Raw genomic sequence first — 6,326 nt, forward strand, 5'->3', positions numbered from 1 at the left:
CGGGGCGGTCGGGTCGTGCTCCGGTGGACGGGGCGGTCGGGTCGGGACTCGAGCAACGTGGTCGTCGGGCCGGAACCCGGTTGGCGGAGTTCGGCGCTCGCGAATCGGGCGGCGGCGTCGGCTCCTCAGGGTGTCGACCGCGGATTCGAATGCTCGTTTCGACCTAACTGCCGTGAGAGCGCCGCGTTGGCCTCGCCCGGGTCGGGGACCCGCGTGAAGGTCAGCTCCGGATCCCCGGAGCCGGCGGTGTAGACGGTGAGGTCGCCGAAGCCGAGCACCCGGCCGGCGACCGACTGTCGGAGCGTCGTGTTCTGGACGCGATCCATCTTGAACTGGGTGACGTCCCGGGAGACCACGCCGCGCTTCTCGTAGAGCTCCTCGCTCGTGATCACGTAGCGCGTGTTCGTCCAGAAGAGGAATCGAATCGCGGCCAGCGCGACCCCGGCGGCGAGCACGAGCACGCCGACCCAGCGGAGGGCCCAGAGCTCGCCCGGCCAGTTCCACGCGGCGATCGCCCCGCCGAGGAGCGCCACGAGCACCGCGAGGATGAACCCCCGACCCAGCTCGATCGGGTGCGGTCGACTCGCCCAGACGACGCGCTCTCCCTCGCTCAAGTGCAGCCAGTCGTACTCGTCGCCGTCGAGCGGCACGTGACCGGCGTACCCCGCCGTTCGGTATAGTTAGGCGGTGGATTCCCGGGTTCGCGCCGCTCGTCACCGTTCCCCCTTCGCCATACCAAGCCGGCTCCCTGCGGTCGGTCCTCGTCGCTCACGACTCCCTGCGGTCGGTCCTCGCCGCTCGCGGCTCCCCGCGGTCGCCGTTCGCCATACTGAGACGGCTCACTCCGTTCGCCGTCTCGCTCTCAGTCAGCGGTCGCCGCGGCCACCGCGCGACGGTTCATGCCCGAACTCGTCTCGTAGTAGTAGTAGAGCCCGAGCCCGACGGCCGCGACGACGTTCGAGATCGTCACGGCCCAGAAGACGCCGTGAACGTCCCAGCCGAGCGGGTACGCGAGGGCGACGGCGACCGGGAGCCGGACGGCCCAGTACTGGGCCAGCGACGCGATCATACTCGTGCGGGTCCGGCGGGCGCCGTTGAAGCCGGCCTGCAGGAGGTACGTCGCCCCGATCGCCCAGTAGCCGACCGCGAGGATGACGAGGTAGTCGGCGGCGAGCGCGAGCTCGGCGGCCGAGGCGTCCGGGACGAACACCCAGGCCAGCGTCTCGGGGATCGCGAGCTGGAGGAGGCCGACGAGGGTGAGCGCGCCGGCCGCGAGGCCGACGCCGGTCCAGGTCGTTCGCCGGGCGCGGTCCGGGCGGTCGGCGCCGAGGTTCTGGCCGACCATGCTCTGGGCGGCCTTCTGCAAGCCGAGGGCGGGGACGAACGCGACGCTGGCGACGCGAGCGCCGATCGTGTAGGCGGCGATGGCGGCCGCGCCGCCGACCGCGGCGACGATCCCGATCATCGCGACCCGGGCGGCCTGGGCGGCGCCGTGCTGCCCGGTCGTCGGCCAGCCGATGTCGACGATCTCCCGGCAGTCGCCGCGATCGAGCGCGAGCGCCTCGCGCGTCAGCCGGAAGCCGTCCCGGCCCGCGACGAACATGCTCAGTCCGAGGACGAAGCCGCAGGCGTAGCCGATCCCCGTCGCCAGCGCGGCGCCGGCGACGCCGAGTTCCGGGAACGCCAGCCAGCCGAAGATGAGAAACGGGCTGAGGACGACGTTGACGCCCACGGCGAGGACGTTGATGTACAGCGCCGCGCGGGCGTCGCCCCAGCCGACGAAGCCGCCCTCGATCACGTCGCTCGCGGCGATCGTCGGCACCGCCACCAGCGCGAACACGGCCAGGTACTCCGCGGCGTACCGGGTCGTGTCCTCGCCGGCGCCGAAGACGCCCATGATGTCGTGAGCGAAGTAGAACGAGACGCCGCCGACCGCGAGGCCGACGAGCACGCCGAGGAGCGTGCCGTTGACGGTGGCCCGACGCGCTCCCTCGACGTCGTCCGCCCCGGCCCGCTGGGAGACGAGCACCTGGGTGCCGACCATGGCGCCGATCGTGGCCGTCATCAACAGCGCCGTCACCGGGAAGTTGAGTCCGACGGCGGCGACGGCCTCGAGGCTGTGGCGGCCGAGCCAGAAGGTGTCGATGAGTTGTTGGGCGATCTGGACGAGGTTCTGGGCGAGCAGCGGCGTCGCCAGCACCAGCAGCGTCGTCAGAATCGGCCCGTCGGTGATGTCCTCACGATCGACGTCGAGCATCGCAGTGGTCCGGAAATAGCCGGAGCAAATGATAAATGTTTTCATCCGGCACGCTCTGACGGATCATCACGCTTTTTCCCCGTCGCCCCGACGCTTCGGGTATGAGCCGCGCCCGGAAGCCCGACTGGCTGAAGATGCGGCCGCCGTCGGGGCGGGAGTTCGCCGGCATTCGCGAGACGCTGCGCGAGCACGACCTCCACACCGTCTGCGAGGAGGCGAACTGCCCCAATCTGGGGGAGTGCTGGTCCGGTGGCGCGGGGACCGGCGCCGGCGAGGGCGGGACGGCGACCTTCATGCTGATGGGGGACAAGTGTTCGCGGGCGTGCAACTTCTGTGACGTCCAGACCGGCGGGATGGAGCCGCTGGATCCCGACGAGCCGGAAAACGTCGCGAGCGCCGTCGCGGAGATCGGCCTCGACTACGTCGTCCTGACGAGCGTCGACCGCGACGATCTGCCGGACCAGGGCGCGGGCCACTTCGCGGAGACGATCCGCGAGATCAAGGAGCGTCACCCCGGCATCCTCGTCGAGGTGCTGATCCCCGACTTCCAGGGCGAGGAGCACCTGGTGGGCAAGATCGTCGACGCCGAGCCGGACGTCATCGCGCACAACGTCGAGACCGTCGAGCGACTGCAGTTCCCCGTCAGGGATCGGCGCGCGGGGTACGAGCAGTCCCTCTCGGTACTCGAGCAGGTCGACCGCGAGTCGGACATTCACACCAAGACGTCGATCATGCTCGGCCACGGCGAGTACGACCACGAGGTCTATCGGACGCTCGCGGACTGTCGCGAGCGCGGCGTCGACATCGTCACGCTCGGCCAGTACCTTCGTCCCTCCCGGAATCACCTGCCCGTGGCCCGCTACGATCACCCCGACAAGTACGAGACCTGGCGGCGGGTCGCCGAGGAGGAGCTCGGTTTTCTCTACTGCGCGAGCGGTCCGATGGTGCGCTCGTCGTACAAAGCCGGGGAGCTGTTCGTCGATGCGGTACTCCGGGAGGGCAAGTCCCTCGAGGAGGCCCGTGCGGCGGCCCGGGGCGGCAGGTCCGTCGAGTCGGCCGGGAGCGACTGAGCGGCGGCCCGGCGCGGTGGAGAGTCGGCCGGTTGTGGTGAGGCGGCGACGATTCGTCGAGTCGGCCGGTTGTGGTGAGGCGGCGACGATTCGTCGAGTCGGCCGGGTCCGACGAGGCTGCGTCCGGCGTCGCCCGAACCGTGGTTCCGGCCCCGAGTCCCTGGCCCCGCCCACGTCCGTCCAGTATTTCGAACGATCCGACCGCCAAATTGGACAAAATAATCGTTCCGCCCCGTCGCAAATACGGCCGTCCAGGATTGGTGCGGATCGGCGCCGGAGTGTGTGAGACCGTCGCAATAATCTCACCGTTAGTAAAGTATATACGAAAATTCTATACCGGGAGGTGTACAACCGTAGGAACATGCGACGGAGGGTTCAATCGTGAGTACGTTACAGCAAGACCCCAGGGAGCGGGTCCAGGTCCTCGACGACGCCGGGCGCGTTCTCGACGGCGCGTCGGTACCTGACCTCTCCGAGGAGACGCTCGTGGAGATGTACGAACAGATGCGGCTGGCTCGCCACTTCGACCAGCGGGCCGTCAGCCTCCAGCGTCAGGGGCGGATGGGGACGTACCCGCCGCTGTCCGGTCAGGAGGGCGCCCAGATCGGCAGCGCGACGGCGCTCGACGAGCAGGACTGGGTCTTCCCGAGCTACCGCGAGCACGGGGCCGCCCTCGTCCGCGGGCTGTCCCTGCAGCGGACGCTGCTGTACTGGATGGGCCACGAGCACGGCAACTACATCCCCGAGGACGTCAACCTGTTCACGGTCGCGGTGCCGATCGCGACCCAGATCCCCCACGCCGCGGGCGCCGCCTGGGCCTCGCGGCTCAAGGGAGAGGACGACGAGGCCTTCCTCTGTTACTTCGGCGACGGCGCCACCAGCGAGGGCGACTTCCACGAGGGGCTGAACTTCGCCGGGGTGTTCGACGCGCCGGCGATCTTCTTCTGTAACAACAACCAGTGGGCGATCTCCGTGCCCCGCGAGCGCCAGACCGCGAGCGCGACGATCGCTCAGAAGGCGACCGCCTACGGCTTCGAGGGCGTTCAGGTCGACGGGATGGACCCCCTCGCGGTGTACAAGGTGACCCGCGAGGCCGTCGAGAAGGCCAAGAACCCCGGCGAGGACGAGCTCCGGCCCACGCTGATCGAGGCGGTCCAGTACCGGTTCGGCGCCCACACGACCGCGGACGACCCGTCGGTCTACCGCGACGAGGAGGAAGTCGAGCGCTGGAAGCAGAAGGACCCGATCCCGCGGATGGAGCGGTTCCTGCGGGACCGGGGCATGCTCGACGACGAGCGCGTCGACGCGATCGAGTCGAAGATCGAGACGGACGTCGCCGACGCGATCGACGCCGCCGAGGAGTTCGACCGGCCCGACCCCGCGGAGATCTTCGCGCACGTCTACGACGGGATGCCCCGGCGGCTCGAAGAACAGCTCGAGTGGCTCGAGACGCTCCGCGAACGCCACGGCGACGAAGCGCTCCTGGAGGACTGACCATGGCTACGGAACAACAGACCCAGACGGCGGACGACGCCGGAGAGACGGAGAACCTCACGCTCGTCCAGGCCGTCCGCGACGGCCTGGCGACCGAGATGCGCCGGGACGACAGCGTCCTCGTGATGGGCGAGGACGTCGGCAAGAACGGCGGCGTCTTCCGCGCCACCGAGGGCCTCTACGACGAGTTCGGCGAGGACCGCGTCATCGATACGCCGCTGGCGGAGTCCGGCATCGCCGGCACCGCCGTCGGCATGGCCGCCTACGGTCTGCGGCCCGTCGCGGAGATGCAGTTCCTCGGCTTCATCTACCCCGCGTTCGACCAGATCGTCTCGCACGCGGCGCGCCTGCGGACGCGCTCGCGCGGACGATACACCTGTCCGCTCGTCGTCCGCGCCCCCTACGGCGGCGGAATTCGCGCCCCCGAACACCACTCGGAGTCCTCGGAGGCGATGTTCGCCCACCAACCCGGGTTGAACGTCGTCATCCCCTCGACGCCGTACGACACGAAGGGGCTGCTGACGAGCGCCATCCGCTCGCCCGACCCCGTGATCTTCCTCGAGCCCAAGCTCATCTACCGCGCGTTCCGCGAGGAGGTGCCCGACGGCTCCTACGAGGTGCCGATCGGCGAGGCCGCCGTCCGCCGCGAGGGCGAGGACATCTCCGTGTTCACCTGGGGCGCGATGGCTCGCCAGACCCTGGAGGCCGCCGAGCAACTGGAGGGCGAGATCGACGTCGAGGTCGTCGACCTGCGGACGATCTCACCGCTCGACGTCGACACCATCGTCGACTCGTTCACGAAGACCGGCCGCGCCGCGGTCGTCCACGAGGCCCCCAAGACCGGCGGCCTCGCGGCGGAGATCACGGCGACGATCCAGGAGGAGGCCCTGCTCTACCAGGAGGCGCCGGTCGAGCGCATCACCGGGTTCGACACGCCGTTCCCGCTGTACGCGCTCGAGGACTACTACCTGCCGGAGCCGGCTCGCATCGTGGACGGCATCCGAGACGCGGTGGACTTCTGAGCCATGGTGCGCGAATTCAAACTTCCCGACGTGGGCGAAGGCGTCGCCGAGGGCGAGCTCGTCTCCTGGCTGGTCGAGCCGGGGGACGCCGTCTCGGAGGATCAACCGGTCGCCGAGGTCGAGACCGACAAGGCGCTCGTCGAGGTGCCCTCGCCCGTGAACGGGACCGTCAAGGAACTGCACTGGGCGGAAGGTGAGATGGTGCCGGTCGGGGACCTGTTCATTACGTATAATGTCGAGGGCGAGGACCCTGGGCCGGCCGACCAGGAGACGCGCTCGGAGGCCGACACCGCCGGCGAGGCGGGGGCAGTCGACGCGCCCGAGTCCGCCGGCGACGGATCCGCCGCCGAAGCGGGCGACGCCGGCGCCACCGGCGCCGAAACCGGCGAGGTCGAGACGCCCGAGGGACGGGTGTTCGCCCCGCCGAGCGTCCGCCGGCTGGCCCGCGAGCTGGGCGTGGACATCGCGCAGGTCGACGGCAGC

Annotated in this window: 6 protein-coding genes; 4 read left to right on the plus strand and 2 right to left on the minus strand. The window is 69.9% G+C overall.

The genetic code is table 11. The features are described from left to right. Nucleotides 1-125: 125 nt before the first annotated feature. Both QZT59_RS12460 and QZT59_RS12465 read right to left on the minus strand, forming a co-directional pair. The gene (locus QZT59_RS12460; protein ID WP_290816589.1) at nucleotides 126-650 is read right to left on the minus strand and encodes a PH domain-containing protein; all 525 of its coding nucleotides are present in this window, start codon (nucleotides 648-650) and stop codon (nucleotides 126-128) included. A 212-nt stretch (nucleotides 651-862) separates the two neighbouring features. Further along, entirely contained in the window at nucleotides 863-2,257 is a 1,395-nt protein-coding gene (locus tag QZT59_RS12465) for an MATE family efflux transporter (protein WP_290816591.1), read from the minus strand. Between the two features lie 101 nt (nucleotides 2,258-2,358). On the opposite strand from QZT59_RS12465, the gene lipA reads away from it, so the two are divergent. From lipA to QZT59_RS12485, 4 genes are all read left to right on the plus strand, one after another. Next, nucleotides 2,359-3,327, plus strand: coding sequence for a lipoyl synthase (gene lipA, locus QZT59_RS12470; protein WP_290816594.1), 969 nt, complete (start codon nucleotides 2,359-2,361; stop codon nucleotides 3,325-3,327). Nucleotides 3,328-3,708: 381 nt separating this feature from the next. Further along, on the plus strand, nucleotides 3,709-4,821 hold the full coding sequence (pdhA, locus tag QZT59_RS12475) for a pyruvate dehydrogenase (acetyl-transferring) E1 component subunit alpha (protein ID WP_290816597.1): 1,113 nt from the start codon (nucleotides 3,709-3,711) through the stop codon (nucleotides 4,819-4,821). Between the two features lie 2 nt (nucleotides 4,822-4,823). Then, nucleotides 4,824-5,843, plus strand: a complete 1,020-nt coding sequence (locus QZT59_RS12480; protein ID WP_290816600.1) for an alpha-ketoacid dehydrogenase subunit beta — start codon at nucleotides 4,824-4,826, stop codon at nucleotides 5,841-5,843. A 3-nt stretch (nucleotides 5,844-5,846) separates the two neighbouring features. Continuing rightward, nucleotides 5,847-6,326 (plus strand): biotin/lipoyl-containing protein (locus tag QZT59_RS12485; RefSeq protein WP_290816602.1); only part of this gene is annotated, 480 nt, incomplete at its 3' end.

Origin of the sequence: Halovivax sp. (genome assembly GCA_007119345.1) — an archaeon.
In the GTDB taxonomy this organism is placed as follows: Archaea; Halobacteriota; Halobacteria; order Halobacteriales; family Natrialbaceae; genus Halovivax.

Bases quoted from the DNA above. Each gene is read 5' to 3' on its own strand.
- QZT59_RS12465 (WP_290816591.1), bottom strand. From the start codon at position 2,257: ATGCTCGACGTCGATCGTGAGGACATCACCGACGGGCCGATTCTGACG.
- lipA (WP_290816594.1), top strand. From the start codon at position 2,359: ATGAGCCGCGCCCGGAAGCCCGACTGGCTGAAGATGCGGCCGCCGTCG.
- QZT59_RS12480 (WP_290816600.1), top strand. From the start codon at position 4,824: ATGGCTACGGAACAACAGACCCAGACGGCGGACGACGCCGGAGAGACG.